At 54.6% G+C, this 19,577-nt stretch carries 18 protein-coding genes; all 18 read left to right on the forward strand.

All coding sequences use genetic code 11. From position 1 onward, the window contains the following. Nucleotides 1–356: 356 nt before the first annotated feature. The 18 genes from MKX70_RS13720 (at nucleotide 357) to recO (ending at nucleotide 19,286) form a co-directional block, all read left to right on the forward strand. Entirely contained in the window at nucleotides 357–1,544 is a 1,188-nt protein-coding gene (locus MKX70_RS13720) for an exonuclease SbcCD subunit D (protein ID WP_042238573.1), read from the forward strand. Next, the gene (locus MKX70_RS13725; RefSeq protein ID WP_042238572.1) at nucleotides 1,541–5,050 is read left to right on the forward strand and encodes an AAA family ATPase; all 3,510 of its coding nucleotides are present in this window, start codon (nucleotides 1,541–1,543) and stop codon (nucleotides 5,048–5,050) included. Before MKX70_RS13720 ends, MKX70_RS13725 begins: the two co-directional genes overlap by 4 nt. Before the next feature lie 607 nt (nucleotides 5,051–5,657). Then, nucleotides 5,658–6,017, forward strand: coding sequence for a histidine triad nucleotide-binding protein (locus MKX70_RS13730; protein WP_042139435.1), 360 nt, complete (start codon nucleotides 5,658–5,660; stop codon nucleotides 6,015–6,017). A 138-nt stretch (nucleotides 6,018–6,155) separates the two neighbouring features. Continuing rightward, entirely contained in the window at nucleotides 6,156–6,329 is a 174-nt protein-coding gene (rpsU, locus tag MKX70_RS13735) for a 30S ribosomal protein S21 (protein ID WP_005547957.1), read from the forward strand. A gap of 15 nt (nucleotides 6,330–6,344) precedes the next feature. Further along, a complete protein-coding gene (locus MKX70_RS13740; protein ID WP_039310385.1) occupies nucleotides 6,345–6,788 on the forward strand; it encodes a GatB/YqeY domain-containing protein in 444 nt (147 codons plus the stop codon). Between the two features lie 374 nt (nucleotides 6,789–7,162). Beyond that, nucleotides 7,163–8,503: an NfeD family protein gene (locus MKX70_RS13745; RefSeq protein ID WP_063840119.1), complete on the forward strand. Its 1,341-nt coding sequence runs from the start codon at nucleotides 7,163–7,165 to the stop codon at nucleotides 8,501–8,503. 85 nt (nucleotides 8,504–8,588) lie between these two features. Then, nucleotides 8,589–9,590: a flotillin-like protein FloA gene (gene floA / locus MKX70_RS13750; RefSeq protein ID WP_042238570.1), complete on the forward strand. Its 1,002-nt coding sequence runs from the start codon at nucleotides 8,589–8,591 to the stop codon at nucleotides 9,588–9,590. A gap of 16 nt (nucleotides 9,591–9,606) precedes the next feature. Further along, a complete protein-coding gene (locus MKX70_RS13755; RefSeq protein WP_340840193.1) occupies nucleotides 9,607–10,221 on the forward strand; it encodes a hypothetical protein in 615 nt (204 codons plus the stop codon). Nucleotides 10,222–10,483: 262 nt separating this feature from the next. Beyond that, complete coding sequence (yqfC, locus tag MKX70_RS13760) at nucleotides 10,484–10,777, forward strand: sporulation protein YqfC (RefSeq protein ID WP_039304110.1); 294 nt, start codon at nucleotides 10,484–10,486, stop codon at nucleotides 10,775–10,777. Beyond that, nucleotides 10,774–11,955 carry a sporulation protein YqfD gene (gene yqfD, locus MKX70_RS13765; protein ID WP_340840195.1) on the forward strand — a complete coding sequence of 394 codons (1,182 nt, stop codon included), beginning with the start codon at nucleotides 10,774–10,776 and terminating at the stop codon, nucleotides 11,953–11,955. Before yqfC ends, yqfD begins: the two co-directional genes overlap by 4 nt. Nucleotides 11,956–11,970: 15 nt before the next feature. Further along, the gene (locus tag MKX70_RS13770) at nucleotides 11,971–12,942 is read left to right on the forward strand and encodes a PhoH family protein (protein WP_042216800.1); all 972 of its coding nucleotides are present in this window, start codon (nucleotides 11,971–11,973) and stop codon (nucleotides 12,940–12,942) included. Nucleotides 12,943–12,959: 17 nt separating this feature from the next. Next, nucleotides 12,960–15,239, forward strand: coding sequence for an HD family phosphohydrolase (locus MKX70_RS13775; protein ID WP_340840196.1), 2,280 nt, complete (start codon nucleotides 12,960–12,962; stop codon nucleotides 15,237–15,239). After that, nucleotides 15,211–15,714 (forward strand): rRNA maturation RNase YbeY, encoded by a 504-nt coding sequence (ybeY, locus tag MKX70_RS13780; protein ID WP_042238565.1) that lies wholly within the window; start codon nucleotides 15,211–15,213, stop codon nucleotides 15,712–15,714. The genes MKX70_RS13775 and ybeY overlap by 29 nt, the downstream gene beginning before the upstream one ends. Continuing rightward, on the forward strand, nucleotides 15,714–16,109 hold the full coding sequence (locus MKX70_RS13785; protein WP_042238564.1) for a diacylglycerol kinase family protein: 396 nt from the start codon (nucleotides 15,714–15,716) through the stop codon (nucleotides 16,107–16,109). Before ybeY ends, MKX70_RS13785 begins: the two co-directional genes overlap by 1 nt. A 331-nt stretch (nucleotides 16,110–16,440) precedes the next feature. Beyond that, nucleotides 16,441–16,860: a cytidine deaminase gene (locus MKX70_RS13790; RefSeq protein WP_039304130.1), complete on the forward strand. Its 420-nt coding sequence runs from the start codon at nucleotides 16,441–16,443 to the stop codon at nucleotides 16,858–16,860. Nucleotides 16,861–17,251: 391 nt separating this feature from the next. Continuing rightward, nucleotides 17,252–18,145 (forward strand): GTPase Era, encoded by an 894-nt coding sequence (gene era, locus MKX70_RS13795; protein ID WP_039304132.1) that lies wholly within the window; start codon nucleotides 17,252–17,254, stop codon nucleotides 18,143–18,145. A 205-nt stretch (nucleotides 18,146–18,350) separates the two neighbouring features. Further along, complete coding sequence (locus MKX70_RS13800; RefSeq protein WP_076244089.1) at nucleotides 18,351–18,494, forward strand: YqzL family protein; 144 nt, start codon at nucleotides 18,351–18,353, stop codon at nucleotides 18,492–18,494. 36 nt (nucleotides 18,495–18,530) lie between these two features. Next, nucleotides 18,531–19,286: a DNA repair protein RecO gene (recO, locus tag MKX70_RS13805; protein ID WP_042238563.1), complete on the forward strand. Its 756-nt coding sequence runs from the start codon at nucleotides 18,531–18,533 to the stop codon at nucleotides 19,284–19,286. Nucleotides 19,287–19,577 lie beyond the last annotated feature (291 nt).

Here is a 19,577-nt window from a genome sequence, read left to right on the forward strand (position 1 = left end):
ATTTGCAGGTGGCAGCAATGAGATCTTTATATTTACGCTACACACAAGCAAATGTTGTACGTTATACAACTTGAATTCTTATATTCACAACTATTCGAAAGATTGTTGTACGTAATACAAGAATTGTCCTGCTGATCCGCTTGGAGAAGCAGAATTGTCTTTAATACAACAATTCCGGATTAGGATCGATATTATGAGGAAAATGTTGTATTTCGTGCAGGATTTCAACAAAATACGCGGATGGTCAACACAAACGGCAGATTATCCGAAATTGCTCTGGCTACAGCAGCAGGCAATCCAAACATCTATATCTAAATCTATGATTGCCGCGGATAGGCGGGGAAAAGAGGGCGGAAATGCGCATATTGCACACGGGGGACTGGCATCTGGGGCGGACGCTGGAGGGCAGAAGTCGGCAGAAGGAGCAGGAGCAGTTCGTGGATGAACTGGTGGAGATTGCAGATTCCTCCGGGGCGGATCTGATTCTGATGGCGGGAGATGTCTATGATTCGGTCAATCCTCCAGCTGCGGCGGAGCAGCTGTTCTACGAGGCTGCGGCCAGACTGACGGCAGGCGGCAGGCCGCTGGTTGTCATTTCGGGCAATCATGATCAGCCGGAGCGTGTAGCTTCCGTGTCTCCGCTTGTCCGCAGCCAGGGGATTACACTTGTAGGGATGCCGACCTCAGAGCCGGTGACGGTGCATGCTGCAAGGACTGGTGAGATTGCCAAAATCGCTGCGCTCCCTTACCCCTCCGAAGCCCGGCTTGGCGAGCTGCTCGCCGGTGACGGAGGAGAGGCTGAACTGCGGCTGGCTTACAGCGCACGAGTCGGCAGGCTGATGAATCTGCTCGGCCGGGAGTTTACGCCGCAGACCGTCAATCTGGCGATGAGCCATATTTATGTGCTGGGCGGGGTGGAGAGCGACTCTGAACGCCCGATCCAGGTAGGCGGTGCCTATACCGTAGATCCTTCGGCGCTCTCCTGCGGTGCACAGTATACGGCACTCGGGCATCTTCACCGGGCCCAGCGGGTCAAGGGCGACGGAATGATCCGCTACAGCGGATCGCCGCTCGCCTACAGCTTCTCTGAGGCAGGGCAGGCAAAGTCTGTTGCCCTGATAGATGTTGCGCCCGGCGGGGAGCCGGTCTTCGAAGAAATCTATCTGAGCTGCGGCCGTCCGCTGGTTAATTGGAAGTCAACCGGCGGATTGCAGGAGGTCTACAGCTGGCTGGATGAAGGCAGGGATGCGGGGGCCTTCATCGATCTGGAGCTACGTCTGACGGAAGCGATGTCGATGAACGATATCCAGCGGCTGCGCAAGTCACGGGAAGGCATCGTACATATCCGTCCGGTTTATCCGCAGATGGAGCAGGAGCTGGAAGAGATGGCACGTTCACGCATGCCTGTGCAGGAATTGTTCCGCAAGTTCTACCAGCGCCAGACGGGCGGTGCGGAACCGGACGACAGCCTGATTGAGCTGTTCCTGGAGCTCGCTGAAGAAGAACAGCAGGAATCTGCGGAAGGGGAGGAGATGCTGAAGTGAAGCCGATACTACTGAAACTATCTGGACTGCAAAGCTATAGAGAGCAGCAGGAAATAGATTTTACCAGTCTTACCGAGACCGGGCTGTTCGGGATCTTTGGTCCGACCGGCAGCGGCAAATCCAGTCTGCTGGATGCGATCACGCTGGCAATGTACGGGAAAGTGGAGCGCGCAGTAAACGGGACTCAAGGCATTATGAACCATTCTGAGGACCAGCTCAGTGTAGCCTTCACCTTCGAGCTGACCTCTTCTTCCGGAGTGCGGCGTTACCGGGTGGAACGCAAATTTAAGCGGACCGGAGAGCAATCGGTCAGTAATACCATCAGCCGGTTCATCGAGGTTAAGGATGATGGCTATGTTGTGATGGCCGATAAGCTTGCGGATGTTACCCGCTGTGTGGAGGAGCATATCGGGCTGAAGATGGATGACTTCACCCGGGCGGTGGTGCTGCCGCAGGGCAAATTCGCCGAGTTCCTGTCCCTGCGCGGTGTAGATCGCAGGCAGATGCTTCAGCGGCTGTTCCATCTGGAGCAATACGGGGACGGGCTGGCCCTTAAGCTCAGCCGCCGCGTCAAAGAGAACGAGGCGGCACTGCGCGCGCTGGAGGCCGAGCAGCAGGGACTGGGCAGCGCGGGCCAGGCAGACGTGGAAGCGGCAGCTGTCCGGGTGCAGGAGGCAGTCCGGCATGCGGAGGAATGCCGCAAGCGGCTCACGGAAGCGGCGGCGCGCGCAGAGCGCTTCGCCCGCATCCGTGAGCTGCAGGAGGAGCAAGCCCGCCGGGGCCAGCAGCGGCAGGCTCTACAGGCCCAGGAGGAGCAGATTCTCCTCCTGGAGCAGAAGCTCGGCAAGGCTGACGATGCCGAGAAAAGACTGCCCGCGCTGAAGGCCTGGCGAAGCGCGGAAGAGGCCTGGAAGAGCCGTCATGCCCGCGCGGAGGGCCTGGAGGCTCTGGCATCCGCCGCCGGACAGGAGGCGGCGGTAAAGGCGGAGGCGGAAGCAGCGGCACAGGCCGCGCTTACCGCCGGGGAGCCGGCCCTCCGTCAGGAGGAGGGCCTGTTCCGCCGCGCGCTCGAGCTGGAAGCCGAGCTCGGCGGGCTGCGCCGGGAGCGCGCGGCGCTGCAGGCGCGGGGGGACGAAGCCGCCCGGGGCCTTGCCGCCGGGCGGGAGAGCCTGGCCCGGGAGCGTGAGCTTTTGGCCCGTGGCCAAAAGAAACAGCACGAGCTGCAGCAGAGCCTGCAGCCGCTCGCGGTCCGCTCCCAGGAGCGGCAGTCTCTGCAGGAAGCCATGCAGAGACTTCAGGGACTGCGTTCTGCCGAGCTCCAGCGGGAGTCGGCAGCTCGCGAGCACCGCGAGCGCGCAGCGGTGCTCGCTGCGGCGCAGGCTCGGCTGGCCGCTGCTTCTTCGCAGCGGCAGGCGCTTGGGGCAGGGCGCGGGGAGCTGCTGGCCGCCGCTGCCCTGCACCAGGAAGAGCTGCGGGCGGCCGAAGGTGCAGCGGGAGCCGCTGCCGGCCGCCTGGAGCAGCACACCAGCGCGCTTGAAGCTGCGCTGAAGGAGCAGGAGGTTCACAGGCTCTCGCTGGCGCTCGCCCGTGAACTCCAGGAGGGTGTGCCTTGCCCGGTGTGCGGCAGCCAGCACCATCCCTCCCCTGCGCTTAAGCAGGAGCAGGGGGAACATGAGGAGCTGGACCAACGGCTCCGCCATGTCCGCGTTCTGGCCCGACAGGCGCTGGAGACGCGCCATCTGTTCCGCAGCCTGCTGGAGCAGGACGGATCATGGCTTGCCCAGTTGGGCGGAGCAGCGTCTGAAGAGGCGATGAACCAGTCTGCTGCCACTGCTGCCCGCGACTCTCTTGCACCGCTCGAGTCCACAGCTGCCCGCGACTCTCTTGCATCTCTCGAGTCCTCAGCCGTGTGTGACTCTCTTGCACCGCTCGAGTCACCTGGAGCCCATCAGTCTCTTGCAGCCGCAGACATTCCGGATGAGGCAGCATTATCCGGACTGAATGCCCGGCTGTCCTCGCTGAAGGCGCGCTCCGGAGAATTGCGGCGTGCGGCCGCAGACTGGCAGCGCTCCATGCAGGAGCTGGAGCAGCTGTATCACAAGGAAGCGGCCGGTGCCGAAGCCGAGCAGACCTGGGTGCAGGGACTGGCCGCCAAGGCGGAGGAACTTGCTGCCTCGGCGAATAAGCTTAGGAAAGAATGGAACGGGCTCTTTCCGGAGCTTGCGTCTGAGGAGGCGGAGAAAGCCTATCAGGAGCTGCTCGCCAAGGATGAGCGGGCCGAGGAGATCCGAAGCCGGCTGGAGATCAGCGTCAAGTTCCTGGACGAGAAGAGTTTAGCTGTACAGACGCTGCAGGAGCAACTGGCCGGACTCGACAAGGAACTCGCGCAGTGGGACGCCCAGCTTGAAGGCAAAGAAGCGCTCGCACGTGACAAAGAGCAGCTGCTCCGGGAATGGACCGGCGGACGTCCGCCGGCGGCGCTGCTGGCGGACTGCGAGCGCAGGCTGCTGGAGCTTCAGACTGCGCTTGAACGCAGCCGGCAGGAGCACCGCCAGGCGGCGGACAACGCCCAGCAGCAGACCCGGGAAGCGGCGGTTGCCCGTCAGGCTGCAGAGTCTGCCCATGAGCATTATACGGCAGCCGATTCCCAGTGGAAGGAGGCGCTGCAGACTTCGGCGTTTACTTCAGCCGCTGAGGTTGAAGCTGCGTCGCTGGAGACCTCTGAGCGGGCTCAGGCGGCTGAACGGGTGCGGGCTCACCGCGAGGAGGAAGCGGAGTGTGCATTGCAGCTGAGGAGCATAGAGGAGAAGCTGGGTGGTGCTGTGCTTAGCGGTGAGGCGTGGCAGGAGAGCCAGGAGTCACTGCAGAAGTGCAGGGAAGAGGATGAGAGTTCACTTCAGGCCCGCGCACGTGCGGAGCGTGATCTGGAGGATCTGCAGCAGCGGCACATCCGCTGGATGGAGCTTGAAGGCCAGCGGGCAGGACATGCTGCTATGCAGGATCGCTTGTCCAAGCTGCAGACGGTGCTGCGCGGCAACGCCTTTGTGGAATATATAGCGGAAGAACAGCTGATGCAGGTATGTCAGGCTGCCTCACAGCGCCTGCGTTTCCTGAGCAAGCAGCGTTATGCGCTGGAAGTGGACTCCGGCGGAGGTTTTGTCATCCGTGATGATGGGAATGGGGGGATGAAACGGCCGGTATCCACGCTTTCCGGAGGAGAGACTTTCCTGACCTCTCTTGCGCTGGCGTTAGCTCTGTCAGCCCAGATTCAGCTGCGCGGACAATACCCGCTGCAATTCTTTTTCCTGGATGAGGGCTTCGGTACCTTGGACCCGGATCTGCTCGATACCGTGATAACCTCACTGGAAAGATTGCACAATGACCAGCTGTCCGTAGGCATCATCAGCCATGTTCCGGAGCTTCGTGCCCGTCTGCCGCGCAAGCTGATTGTAGTACCGGCAGAGCAGGGCGGCGGGGGTTCAACCATTCTTTTGGAAAAAATGTGAAAGTCGGGGTTGAATGTGACAACGATCACAGATACACTTTCAACCCCCTGTTATAATACAGCTAAGCCGACATCATTTGAAACACCTCGGCGGACGTATGACAGGGAATTTGTTCCTTCTCATACGTCCGCCGCCGAAGCAGCTCATATGAGCTGTGAAGGGTGTTTCTTTTTTTTTGTCTTTTTTTGAATGAAAATTCCTATGCGTTACACCCTCACTCCACCGCACCAGAATTATGCTGCCTGTTATAATACAGACTTGTCCTCCTTGTCCTTATTTCATTTTCTTCTCCCTGGAGCAGCCTGTATGCTTGGACTCCGCCTTTCGTTATCGTTCAATTTCCTGTATGATTAGAGTCATAAACAATATTTGTCGCGAAGCGGATCAGGCCGGAATAACCAACAGATTCAGGCTAATGTGCCCCGCCGGCCAAAAGCTGAGCTAATGATTACAGGGTATGCCCCTGTGAGCGGTGGATTTTTATGGAGGGAAATGGCCGTGAATACGCCTGTTTTTACAACATAAGAACTGTCGGTGCTACAGGTTTTACCGCGGAAAGTGCCGGATGCAAGCTTCTGCATTACAAATTTTGGGGAGGAAGCGTTGTATGGAAACTGTGTTCAGCAAAATTATCGAAGGTTCTATCCCGGCGAGCAAAGTATTCGAGAATGAACGGATTCTGGCGTTTTACGATATTGAGCCTGCAGCCCCTGTGCATGTGCTGATCATCCCGAAGAAGTTCATTGCTTCGATGAATGATGTCACGCCCGAAGATCTGCCGCTGATCGGCGAAATCCATGCTGTAGCACAGCAAATTGCGGTAGAACTGGGAATCGCTGATTCCGGATACCGGCTGATTAACAACTGCGGACCGGACAGCGGACAAGCGGTGCCTCATCTGCATTATCATCTGCTGGGCGGAGCCAAACTCGGTGCCCTCGTCGGGAATTCTGCTTCCCACGCATAATCAGGAATTCAATATAACAGACCTGCTAAAAAATAATAGCACGAAGGTTGACACCTTATTTAGGTTTGACCTATAATGAAATTTGATGAACCGTGTTGTTATGCTCTTGGACGGTCTGGTCGGAGGGAGGGAAAACTGGTGTCTGAAACGAAAGTTCGCAAAAACGAGACAATTGATGCTGCACTTCGTCGCTTTAAACGTTCCATTGCTAAAGATGGTGTCTTGGCTGAGGTGAAGAAACGCAAGCATTATGAGAAGCCAAGCGTAAAGCGCAAGAAGAAGTCTGAGGCTGCTCGTAAGAGAAAGTTTTAGGAGGATTACCCACGCATGAATCTTAGCGAACGATTAAACGAAGATATGAAGCAAGCGATGAAGAGTAAGGACAAGTTCAGACTCTCCACCATTCGAATGGTTCGTTCTACAATAAAGTATCTTGAAATAGATTTGAAGAGAACATTAGACGACAACGAAGTGCTTGATATCCTTAGTCGTGAAATCAAACAGCGCAAAGATGCCCTCCAAGAATTTGAAGCAGCGGGTCGCGAAGAGCTTGCCGCGAGTACTAAGGCAGAAATCGAGATTATCATTCAATATCTTCCCGAACAGCTTTCCGAAGAAGAAATTAAAGTAATTGTACAGCAGACCATCCAGGAAACCGGTGCTTCTTCGAAAAGTGAAATGGGTAAGGTGATGAGCGCACTGATGCCTAAGGTCAAAGGTCGCGCCGATGGTAAACTCGTGAACCAGGCGGTTCAGCAATTTCTGCAATAATATAACGCTAGCACCCCTTTAATTAGGGGTGTTTTTCGTTATGTGGAGAGTTGCCGACTCCACGTAGTAATAGCTTCGAAAATATCAGCCTCTCAATATCTATCACCCCTCCTATCTTCCCTCATCAAAGCAAAATACATTTAATTCTTCGCTTTTTGCCATCGCTATTTATCATCCTAAATTACCTGTACGGTTTGCCGGCAGAATATAGTTGTACAACAGGCTGTTGAAACGCCTGTGCAGAAACTGGCGTACTAAGGATTATATGCTGCGTTTTATTATATGATAAGGATGCAGGTGGTTTTAATTCGTGCAGAAGGGAGGCAGCAAGCTTGAAAAAGTTACGCATAGGGGTCTTGTCCTGCATTGCCGCGATGATGATTCTGCTGGTTCTGCCGTTAGCGGGCAGGGTCCATGCAGATAATGAAGCGGTCCGCGCGCCGGCTGCGGCTGCGGGTACGGTTGTGGGCGGGCCTGTGTTCATCATTCCGGTGGATCAGGAGATTGAGCGCGGGTTGCAGAGCTTTCTGGAACGCGGGTTTCAGGAGGCTGCCAATTACGGCGCGGTTCTGATTGTGCTGGAGATTGACACACCGGGCGGCCGGGTGGATTCTGCTGAACAAATCGGCAATATGGTCAGGGACAGCAAAATTCCTACCGCGGCCTATATCAAAGGCGACGCCGCTTCCGCCGGCAGTTACATAGCGCTTAATGCTGGCGCCATTATCATGAAGCCGGGCAGTATGATCGGTGCCGCTTCACTGGTAGACAGGAATGGCAAGAGCGTAGATGACGCAAAAATGGTATCCTACTGGAAATCCAAGATGGTAGGAGCCGCATCGCTGAACGGGCGTGATCCGGAAGTGGCTGCAGGGATGATGGACATCAACCTGGTGGTGAACAAGCCCGAGCTTGGCGTGTCCAAGGAGCAGGGGGAGATCATCGCTCTGAGCAGTGAGGAAGCGCTCCAGGCAGGTTATGCCGACCGTATTGCGGGTACAGCCAATGAGGCCATTACTTGGCTGGGTTATTCCACAGATGACATTTTTCGCGTAGAGCATACCGGTGCGGAGAAAATGTCGCATTTTCTGACGAATCCGGTTATTATGACGATTCTGCTCTTCGTCGGCATCGCCGGGGTGTTCATTGAACTGCTGGTACCCGGCTTTGGGGTGCCCGGAATTATTGGGACGCTGGCGTTCGCTCTCTATTTCTTCGGGAACTATGTGGCTGGCTTTGCTGGGGCGGAGACGTTGCTGCTGTTCATTCTGGGACTCGTAATGCTGGTGCTCGAGCTGTTTGTGCCCAGCTTTGGTATTCTGGGGCTGTTGGGCTCCGTCAGCCTTGTGGCTGGTGTTGTAAGAGCTGCTTACAGCTTTACACATGCGATGTTCAGTCTGGGGATTGCTTTTTCAGCAGCGGCAGTGGTGATTGTGATTGTGGCGGTGGCCTTCAAGGAGCGGGGGATCTGGAACAGGTTCATTCTCCAGGATAGCCTCACCAAGGAGCAGGGGTTTGTGCCTGTGGCAGAGAAGCTGAGTTTGATCGGAGCTTCCGGAATCAGCGTAACTCCGCTGCGCCCGGCCGGAACTGCCGCCATTGGCGGCGAGCGGATTGATGTGGTGACAGAGGGCGGATTCATCGACGCGCAAACCGCTATTTCGGTGGTAAAGGTCGAAGGCGGCCGGGTGGTCGTGAAGGAATCCGTGAAATAGCTGTACCTCTGTTATGAGCTGGCAGCAACGTGTAATACTGTATGGAATAAGGTTAATCCCAAAAATAACGGAGGTTGTAAAGCGTATGATGGAAGCATCTATGATTACTTTTTTGCTGATCGCGGTTGTCGTGATCATTGTACTAAGCGTCTTCTTCAGCTTCTTCCCGGTCATGCTGTGGGTATCGGCCTGGGCATCGGGCGTTCGAATCAGCATTATTACACTGGTAGCGATGCGGCTGCGCCGGGTAACGCCAAGCCGGATTGTCAATCCGCTGATTAAGGCTACCAAGGCAGGGCTGGGGCTGAATATCAACCAGTTGGAGAGCCACTACCTTGCCGGAGGGAACGTAGACCGGGTAGTTAATGCGCTGATAGCGGCACAGAGAGCGGATATTCCGCTGGAATTCACCCGTGCTGCAGCCATCGATCTGGCGGGACGCGATGTGCTGCTGGCGGTTCAGATGAGCGTTAACCCAAGGGTGATCGAAACTCCGATTGTTGCGGCTGTGGCTAAGAACGGGATTGAGGTCAAGGTCAAAGCGCGGGTAACCGTCCGGGCCAATATCGACCGTCTCGTCGGCGGTGCCGGTGAAGAAACGATTATTGCCCGAGTCGGCGAGGGGATCGTAACTACAGTGGGCTCCAGTGATTCACATAAGGATGTGCTGGAGAATCCCGACTCTATCTCGCGGACGGTATTGTCCAAAGGTCTGGACTCCGGTACGGCTTTTGAGATTCTGTCTATAGATATTGCGGATATTGATGTTGGGAAGAATATTGGCGCGTACCTCCAAACCGAGCAGGCAGAGGCGGATAAACGCATCGCCCAGGCCAAAGCGGAGGAACGCAGAGCCATGGCTGTCGCCCATGAGCAGGAAATGAAGGCCCGGGTGGTGGAGATGAAGGCGCTGGTGGTTGAATCCGAATCCCAGGTTCCGCTGGCTATGGCGGAGGCGCTGCGCTCCGGGAAGCTTGGTGTAATGGACTACATGAACCTCAAAAATATTGAGGCCGATACGCAGATGCGCGGCTCCCTCGGTAAATTAAACGACGGGGACGACAACAGCCGTCCGCCCCACAAATAAAGGGATGTGATTCCCCATGAGCAGCATAATCTACATTGTGGTCATTGCGGTAATTGCGATATTCACCAACTGGAACAAAAATAAAGGCAAGTCCTCCACGCGCGGCGGCATGCCTACCTTTGGCGGCGGGGGCGAAGGCAATCCGCTGCGCCGCCCCCGTGTTCCCGCCGAGGCAGCGGATAGCGGACGCCCTGAACGCCCGGGCAGCGGATTTCCGGAGCCCGGCGGGCGCCGGGGGGCTTCGGGTCGGCCTGACTCCGCGTCGGAAGAGCGGGAGTACGACGCTTCGCCGGCTTGGCCGGAGCCGGCAGAGCTGCCTTCGCCTGACTATGAGACAGGCGAAGGGGTGTCTCTGGAGCAGACCGGCAGTATGGACGGTGTGCAGGCGCGGACAGAACGCATGCAGCGGGAGCTGGAGCGGCTGCAGACGGCTTTTGACGGCGTGGCGGCTGCAGTGCCGTCCACAGGCGCAATGAGTGACGCAAAGGGTGCCAGCCCGTCTCAGACGGGTATAGGACAGCATCCGCTGGCGCAGGACCGTGAAGCGCTGCGTAGCGGCTTGATATGGGCGGAGATTCTGGGACCGCCCCGTTCCCGGCAGCCGCATGTCTCTGTCCGCAAGGAAGGCTGAACATCCGGAAGATGAGCGGCTACTCTGCACTGCGGTTATATCTATGCTCAGCCTGAAAGCCCGGCTTTGCTCCTCTTAGGGGCAAATTCGGGCTTTTTGCCGTGTGGTTCCGTGGACTTATCCTGCAGAATCTGCTGCATCTACCGCTGCCGGGCGGTTGGAGCCGCAGGTGTGTCCCGGCACAAATGATGTGAGTTCTTCTCATAAAAAAACGCCCTTCCGCATAAGGTGTACAGAAGGCAGGAAGGGGGAGCGTCTATATATGACCCGTATTGGCCGCAGGCTGCGGGGATGGACAAACGGGGTACTGGATCTTCCGCAGGATGTATTGCAGGAGATGCCCCGGATCACCCTGATCGGCAATAAGGAACTGTATATTGAGAACCACCGCGGCGTGCTGCATTTCTCATCGGAGCAGCTCAGGCTGGCGTTGGCCAAAGGATATTTAGAGATTTCCGGTGAAGGGCTGGTCATCCGCAATATTCTGGGCCAGGAGCTTGCCGTTGAAGGTATTATCGGTGAAATCAGGTATAAGGAAAGTGGGGAGAATCCATGAAAGAGCCGCCTCTGTCATCGCTGCGGGGGTTCGTTACACTGCATGTGACGGGACCGCAGGTGGAGATCTTTATCAACGCTGTAACCGGAGCAGGCATCGTCATCTGGGATGTGAGGCCTGCCGGGGACGGCGCTTCGCTGAACCTGCTACTGGATGATTTTTTCAGACTCCGTCCGCTCCTTAAGAAGACAGGCTGCCGCATGCATGTTACGGCCCGTAACGGAATTCCTTTCCGGGCGGCCCGCTTATGGAAGCGGAAGTTTTTTGCCGCAGGACTGCTGGTCTTTGGTGTCGGGCTGCTGCTGCTGTCCTCTATGGTGTGGAGCATCAAGGTTGAAGGGAATACCCGCATTCCCACCGAGGACATTCTCGAAGCCGCACGCAAGGAGGGGGTGTACCCTTTTCAGTGGATTTGGCGGATGGAAGAGTCGGACAAGCTCTCCAGGGAGCTGACCACCCTTGTTCCGGGGCTGACGTGGGCAGGGTTTCACCGGACGGGGACGAGCATTACGATCCAGGTTGTCGAAGCCGACCGCCCGGAGACTAAGCCGCTACTCAGCAAGCGCCATCTGATCAGCAGGACGGATGCGGTTGTCACCGAAATCTATGCGGAGCAGGGCAGACCTGTGGTGAGCCGAAACTCCCGCGTCAAAAAAGGGGACATCCTCATCTCCGGAGCACTGGGGGACGAGGAGAATATAGAGTTTGTAGTAGCAAAAGGCGATGTTAAAGGCCTGGTATGGCATGAATATAATCTTGAGGTGCCCCTCAAAAGAACGGGCAGTTCCTATACAGGAGAACGCAAAGACCGCACGTATCTCGTTCTCGGCAAATGGGCGGTGCAGCTATGGGGGTACGGGGATTCCGGCTTTGAGAAGTCACGCACGCTTACGGAGCCCGATATGCTGTCCTGGCGGTCCTTTAAGCTGCCGCTGGGCCTGATGACCGAGAAGGAAATGGAAATTAAATATACCACTGAAATGCTGACTCCGGAGGCCGCGCGGGAGGAAGGACTGAAGCGGGCCAAGGGTGATATATTCGCACGTTACGGCACTGACAGCGTCATCAAAAGTCAAAAAATTTTGCATGAGAAGAAAGAGAATGGTAAAGTTTATATGAAAGTGCTGTTTGAAGTGGAAGAGAGAATCGCGGAAGAACTTCCGATAGTAAACAATTGAGGAGAATGAGGCTACTTGTCAGAACAGACTGCAAGCATTCGTATATCTTTGCAAAATGCGGGAGAAGCTCAATCCCTGTTCGGCCCGCAGGACGGATTCCTGAAAATTATCGAGAAAGAAATTCCGGCGGTGATCGACTCGCGTGAAGCTGAGGTTACTATACGCGGAGCAGAGCGTGAAGTGGACATGCTGGGCCAGTTGTTCAATGTGCTGCTGTCCCTGGTACGGGGCGGTTACATACTAAGTGAACGCGATGTGCAGTATGCTGTAGAGCTGGCGAAGGATTTCCGTGCCGATCAGCTGCTTGATCTGTTCAAAGGTGAGATTACAACAACTTTCCGCGGTAAACCGATCCGCGTCAAAACCATTGGCCAGAAACATTATGTGACAACGATCAAAAAGCGTGATATCGTCTTTGGCATCGGGCCGGCAGGAACGGGTAAGACTTATCTCGCTGTTGTGCTTGCTGTCACGGCGCTCAAGGAAGGCTCTGTCAAACGAATTGTGCTGACACGTCCGGCAGTGGAGGCAGGCGAGAACCTGGGCTTCCTTCCCGGAGATTTGCAGGAGAAGGTAGATCCTTATCTGCGGCCGCTCTATGACGCCCTGTACGACGTTATGGGGCCTGATCAGGTAGCCAAGGCGCTGGAGCGCGGACTGATCGAGATCGCGCCGCTTGCCTATATGCGCGGGCGTACGCTGGAGGATGCTTTTATTATCCTCGACGAAGCCCAGAATACGACACCAGAACAAATGAAAATGTTCCTCACCCGGCTGGGCTTCGGCTCCAAGATGGTCATTACGGGCGATGTTACCCAGATCGATCTGCCGCGCGGCAAGAAGTCAGGGCTGATTGAAGCCAAAACGATATTATCCGGTATTGAGGAGCTCGGCTTTGTCTATTTTGCAGAACAGGACGTAGTCCGGCATTCCCTGGTGCAGAAAATTATCGTTGCCTATGACCGCTCTGCCGAAAACCTCCAATAAAAAAGGGGATTGTCTTCATGGCCTCAAAGCAACCATCGAAATTAAGCGGATTTGTATATAGCTCCAGCGGATGGAAGTATAGCGCGGTTTCGCGCTATGCTCTTTTCCTGTTATTGGGGCTTGTTTTCTACTTCAGCCTGTCTTCTGATCTGCTGCCCAAAAAGTATGATATCAAAGAGGGAACACGCAGTGCCAAGGAAATCACAGCACCCAAGCAAATCATGGACACCAATGCCAAGCTGAAAGCCCAGGAAGAAGCGGCTGAGAACGTAGCCAACCGGTATGCAATTATTCCTATGCGGGCTGAGAATCTCGTAACCCTGCTGCTCGACCGGATCGACCGGCTGAATCAGGATGATACGATATCCCAAAGCGATAAGACGGAGATATACCGCGAGGAGATTCCACGGCGTGCCAATGATTTTATACTTAATTTTGTTGCTGCCAGCAGTAAAGCGGGAACGTATTCAGAGCATTTGCTGACTGAAATGCAGTCGGTCATCAAGGATCAGACGTATGTGATTCCGGAAGAGACGTATATTAAGATTCCGCGGCTGACCTCTCAGGATATCATTGAAATGAAGCCGGTTGCCCGGGATATTGTCACCAAGCTGATGAATGATCAGATAACCGATGCCCAGACCGCCCGCGCCAAGGTGGCTGAGCAGGTCAGCGTCAGTTCGCTGAGCCAGCGGACCGCCCGTGAGGTGGTGCAGGAGCTGGTGCGGCTGGTCATTACCGCCAACAAATTCTATGACGAGGATGCGACCAAAGAAGCGAAGGTGCAGGCCCGCCAGAATACACCGGATGTGTTCATTGAGCAGGGGGACGTGCTGGTTGCCAAGAATCAGGAGATTACCCCGGAGCTGTATGCCCTGCTGGACGAGAACGGTCTGTTGAGCAAAGAAGTCAACTACTGGCCGCAATTCGGACTGCTGCTGCTCTCAGTGCTGCTGTCTTTTGGTCTGATGACATTCATCCGCTATAACGGCGGGACATCCGGTTTCAAGTATAATAACTCCCAGCTGCTCATGCTGGTGCTGGTGTTTATAATTACCATACTTACAATGAAGTTGGCGGCGTTTCTGCAGACGGATGTCCGTTCATATATCGGTTATCTGGCCCCGGTAGCTATAGGTGCGATGCTGATCACCATGCTCCTGGATATGACTTTGGCCTATTTCTGTTCTATTTTATTCAGTGTTCTTGCCAGTATTATTCTGAATGTGCAGCAGAATACCCTATTTGATTTCACCTTCGGGTTCTTTGCACTGATCGTATGTTATGTTGCTATATTCGCCACCCACCGTGCTGGTCAGCGCTCTACGCTCCTCAAAGGCGGAATTATGGTTTCCCTGTTTGGCACTCTCACGGTAGCTATACTGACCATGCTGGGAGGGGGAGTCTGGAATGAGACCCAGACGTTGTACGCTCTTGGCTTCTCGTTTGCAAGCGGTCTGCTGACCGCTGTATTGGTCATTGGGCTGATGCCTTTCTTCGAGGCTACCTTCGGCATCCTGTCTGCGCTGAAGCTCGTCGAGTTATCTAACCCGAACCATCCGCTGCTGCGCAAGCTGCTTACGGAGACACCGGGAACATACCATCACAGTGTTATGGTCGGGAATCTGTCTGAGGCTGCGGCTGAAGCGATCGGGGCGGACGGCCTGCTGTGCCGGGTGGGTTCGTATTATCATGATATCGGCAAGACAAAACGGCCGTTCTATTTCATTGAGAACCAGAACAATATGGAGAACCCTCATGATTCGATTGAGCCGAAGCTGAGCAAATCCATCATTGTGGCCCACGCCCGAGACGGGGTGGAGATGCAGAAGGAGTACAAGCTGCCGAAGCCGATCCGGGATATCGCGGAGCAGCATCACGGTACGACATTCCTGCATTATTTTTATCATAAAGCACTGAAGATTGCGGAGGAGAAGGGTGTAGAGCCTGACTTCACGGAGGAGGATTTCCGTTATCCGGGGCCGAAGGCACAGTCGAAGGAATCTGCAGTGGTCGGTATCGCCGACAGTGTGGAGGCCGCGGTCCGCTCCCTCCGCAAGCCTACCGTTGTGCAGGTAGAAACGATGATCGAGAAGATTATCAAAAGCCGGCTGGATGACCATCAGTTCGATGAATGCGACCTGACCATCAAAGAGCTGGACATTATTGCACGGACACTTAAAGAGACTGTAATGGGTATTTTCCATTCCCGGATTGAGTATCCCGAGGATGTGCGCAAGCCCAAAAAAGAGGAAGGGGCCATCAAAAATGAGCCTGAGCGTCGTTTGGAGCAATGAACAGGAAGAGCATGAGATTAACAGCGATCTGATCGCCCTGCTGGAGATTATTCTGCAGAAAGCGGGTGAAGCTGAAGGGATCGATGAGGGGGAAGTGGATCTTACCTTCGTTAATAACGAACGCATCCATGAGCTGAATCTGGAGTACCGGGGAATCGACCGTCCAACGGACGTGCTGTCCTTCGCGATGAATGAGACCGGAGAAGATGAGCCGGAAATTATATATGCTGTGCCCGATGGTGAGGGGGAGGAACTGGAGGAAGTACCTAACGTGCTCGGAGATATTATAATCTCCGTAACGCGTGCGCAAGAGCAGGCGCTGGAGTACGGTCATTCGCTGGAGCGCGAGCTGGGCTTCCTGTTCGTTCACGGATTCCTGCATTTGCTGGGATATGACCATCAGGATCCGGAATCTGAGGCCGAGATGATGTCTAAGCAGGAGAATGTTCTGGCTCAGGTCGGGTTGACACGCTAATGGTCAAGAACACGGCGGTCGGCCACAAAAAATTCTGGCATTCCTTTCGCTTTGCGGCTCATGGCATTGCTGCGGCTTTCCGGTCGGAGCTGAATATGAAGGTGCACAGCGGCCTTGCTGTTATAGTGCTGGCCGCCGCCGCTGCATTCAGGCTCCCTGTGTCAAGCTGGATGCTGCTGCTTCTGGCGATTACGCTGGTGCTGACCGCCGAGCTGCTGAATACGGCGATTGAAGCGACGATTGATCTGGTGTCGCCGGAGATTCATCCCTTGGCCAAGAAGGCCAAAGATACCGCCGCAGGAGCTGTACTGCTTACGGCGGTGTTTGCTGTTATTACGGGAATCTATGTTTTTTATCATCCCGTGATGGACTGGATCACAAGTCTTATGTCATAATCAGTTTACAACTTCAGCTTAGGGAGAGGCGGATCCGCTTTGTGCGCTCCGTCATCTTTACTTAGAACCACAATACCAGGCCATGCTTAAGCGCCGGTAGTGTACGAAGAATAATGGATGCGGTGCATGCTTATAAAGCGGGTTTTATACGAAGAATAACCGAAGCGGTGTATGCTCACAAAACTAAGGTTATGCTTACGAAGCAAGTTTTGTACGGAGGACAATCGAAGCAGTGTATACTCACAAAACTAAGGTTATGCTTACGAAGCAAGTTTTGTACGGAGAATAATCGAAGCAGTATATGCTCACAAAACTTTTTAGGAGGACAACTATGGATTCAGCCCTACTTCTTCAGGAAGCGATCAAGGCAAGAGCCAATGCATATATACCTTATTCCCGTTTCGGGGTCGGCGCTGCACTGCTGGACCAGGACGGGAATGTTCACCACGGCTGTAATATTGAGAATGCTGCCTACGGCCCGACCAATTGCGGGGAACGGACTGCTATGTTCCGCGCGATTGCCGACGGGCATAAGCCGGGTACCTTCCGGGCTATCGCTGTAGTCGCGGATACGGACGGGCCTGTATCGCCTTGCGGCGTCTGCCGCCAGGTAATGGTTGAGCTGTGCGGCCCTGATATGCCGGTCATTCTCGGCAACCTGAAGGGCGACATCGTGGAGACTACCGTGCGTGACCTGCTGCCCGGCGCTTTCGGTCCCGCGGACCTGGAGCAGGGCCAGGCTCCGGAGTAGGCAGCAAGACAGGTGAAGTATTTAGTTGGGGTTAATTATGCCTGTATTCATAGTTTAATTGTATTTTGTACAATTAAACCTGTAATGGTTCTGAGTCTAAACAGAATAAGTGCACAAAATACAATTAAGTTTGTTTTCGAGGTTTAGGTGTCCAAGTAACCAGTCTTTCCAGCGCCGCAGTCAAGCGTGTTCCCGCAGGGAACGTAAGCGCTCATGCTCCAACCCCGCTTTCTCCGTGCCAACACTGTGCCCACGCCAGTTCCGGGTGTCCAGAGGGCCGGGGCCCTTGGGGTCCCCCTTGGCGAAGGGGGAATTAGGGGGATCGAAGCGCTTTTGACCTAGTATCAAGGTTTCCAGCTTGACCAAGTTGTAAGATAAATAGGAGGATTATATGAAATTCAAATCAGGGTTTGTCGCCATTATCGGCAGACCGAACGTAGGCAAATCGACACTGATGAACCAGGTGATTGGCCAAAAGATCGCCATTATGTCGGACAAGCCGCAGACCACCAGAAACAAAATTCACGGGGTATATACCGCTAATAATTCACAGATCGTATTCCTGGACACACCGGGCATCCATAAAAGACAGTCGAAGCTGGGCGATTACATGAACCAGACGGCGATGAGCACCCTGCATGAAGTGGAGGCTGTGTTGTTCCTGGTGGATGCTTCTGAGGGCATGGGCGGCGGTGACCGTTATATCGCGGAACAGCTGAACTCCATCAAGACACCGGTCATTCTCGTGATGAACAAGATTGACAAGATCGAGCCGGAAGCGCTGCTTCCGATGATTACCGAATACAACAAGCTGCATGAGTTCGCCGAGATCGTGCCGATTTCTGCCAAAATGGGCAGCAATGTCAATACGCTGCTGGAGCAGGTGCAGAAGTATCTGCCGGAAGGCCCGCAGTATTATCCGGACGACCAGATTACCGATCACCCGGAGCAGTTCGTCTGTGCGGAGCTGATCCGCGAGAAGATTCTGCATCTGACCCGCGAAGAGGTGCCGCATTCCATTGCGGTGGCGATTGAGGACATGAGCGTTGAACCGAATGGCGTAGTGCATATTTCAGCGGTTATTTTTGTGGAGCGCGATTCCCAGAAGGGGATCATTATCGGCAAGCAGGGTGCCCTGCTGAAGGAAGTCGGACGGCGTGCGCGGACGGATATTGAGAACCTGCTGGGTTCGAAGATTTTCCTGGAACTATGGGTAAAAGTGAAAAAAGACTGGCGCAATCAGGACCGCGTACTGCGGGATTTGGGCTTCCATAAAGACCAATAAACCTTCCCTCCGCTGCTGCATTGAAATATAAGAAAGTATATGTTTTACTATACGTTAACCTTATATTTCTCGCTGAAACGGTACTGTCCTTGAACTGGACAGCAAAGCCTCTTGTACTTGGCAGGAATTGCAAGGATAGATCCCTGAGCTTCGTACATCCTACTTCTGAAGAGACATCGTGTTTCCGAAGAAAGGATGAATACGAATGCGGAACTTTTCGTGGAAGTATTTTGCAATGACTGGAGATGTCGATGCTTATTTGCTGTACAGAGAAGCTGGGGATTCGCCGGAGAGCAGCGGACCGCTGCCGGCGGAGGAAGAGATGGTCACTGATGAAGAAGCACAATAAGGACTGGTTGCTTGCCGAGTGGTTGGGAGAAGAGGCATGCTATACAGGGTGGAAGGGATCGTCATCCGCAGCATGGACTACGGCGAAGGGAACGCAATTGTTACGCTTTGCACCGAGAACGCCGGTAAAGTAGGGGTTCTGGTACGGGGCGCCAAGAAGGTGAAAAGCCGCCATGCTGCCCTGATCCAGTTGTTCACAACAGGAGAGTTTGTGTTTTTCCGCAACAACGGCGGACTGGGAACACTGAATGCCGGGGAGATTACGAAGTCCCATCATCCGCTGCGTGAGGATCTTGTCAAAGCGGCGTATGCATCCTATGCCTGCGAGCTGCTTGACCGGGTACTGCATGATGAAGAAACGGGAAGCTTTTGGTTCCGTCAACTAAATGCCTGCCTGAATGCACTTGAAGAAGACAAAGAGCCCGGCATCATCATAAATGTTTTTGAAATGAAAGTGCTGCAGGCGGCAGGCTATGGCCCGCAGCTTGATACCTGTGTAGTCTGCGATATGGACAAGCCGGATGAGGAGCTTAGAATCAGTCCGCGTCTTGGCGGTGTAATCTGCCGCAGCTGCCGGCATAATGATCCTCCCGCGATGGAGATTTCTCCGCGTGCACTGAAGCTGCTGCGTCTATTCGCGCTACTTGATCTGACCAGACTTGGCAATGTGGATGTGAAGCCAGAGACACGCGCAGAGCTCAAGGCCATTATGCGGGCATTTATGGATATGCAGTTGGGGCTCCGGCTGAAATCGCAGAGTTTCCTCGATCAGCTTGATAAATACAATATTTGACGAAATGCGAATTATCCGTTACTATAAGTTCAGTTTCTTTTTACATCAATTTATAGGAATGCCGTGATTGCTCCAGACATGGAGAGAGTGCAGTGATCGGGAAAGTAATGAATCGAGTTGTCGCTTCAGCGAGCCGGGGGTAGTGGAAGCCTGGCAGGACAACGTTCATGAACATGGCGCCCGGGAGTACGGAAGCGGCAGTATGAAAAGTGGATTTCGCGTAGCGTAATCAAGTAGGGTGGAACCGCGGGAGAAGAATTATAGGCTCTCGTCCCTATGTCTGTTAATCAG

The organism is Paenibacillus sp. FSL R7-0312 (genome assembly GCF_038004445.1).
Classification (GTDB): domain Bacteria; phylum Bacillota; class Bacilli; order Paenibacillales; family Paenibacillaceae; genus Paenibacillus_AQ.